The sequence below is a fragment of the Bacillus sp. LR--39 genome (assembly GCF_053613335.1).
This window is the reverse complement of sequence record NZ_JBSIOT010001348.1, coordinates 1-568: the sequence shown is the minus strand read 5'-3', so window position 1 is coordinate 568 and position 568 is coordinate 1. Positions and strand designations below refer to the sequence as shown.

Here is a 568-nt window from a genome sequence, read left to right as displayed (position 1 = left end):
CAAACTCCGCATGCCGAAAGCCATGGCTGCCAAAGAGCATCTATCAGCGATTAACAGCGAGATACATATTGAGGCGTATGTTACCGAAGGAACAGCCGAAACGCTTGAGCCGCTGATTGAAAAAGCAGATGTCGTGATCGACGCGACAGATAATTTTGAAACCCGCATGCTGATAAACGATCTTGCCCAGAAAACAAAGACACCTTGGGTCTATGGCGCCTGTGTAAGCAGCCAGGGAATGTTCATGACTGTCATTCCCGGAGAAACCCCTTGTCTGTCTTGTTTGTTTGAGCAAATTCCTGTTGGCGGGGCGACGTGTGATACTGCCGGCATTATTCCGCCTGCTGTGCATATCGTTTCAGCATATCAGCAGGCTGAGGCATTAAAGCTGTTAACCGGCCAAATAGAAGCAATACAGCGGGGTTTTGTGACATTTGATGTCTGGAACAATTCGCATATGAAGATTAACGTTAATCATGTACGCCGTGAGGAATGCCCATCTTGCGGAGCAAATGCGGTATATCCTTATCTTCAGGATTGGAACACACCAAAAGCTGCTGTACTATGA

General features: G+C 47.4%; 1 pseudogene. It reads left to right on the top strand.

Annotated elements, in window-relative coordinates:
* A pseudogene (locus ACWHAR_RS30415) lies at positions 1 to 568 on the top strand (ThiF family adenylyltransferase); the annotation flags it as partial.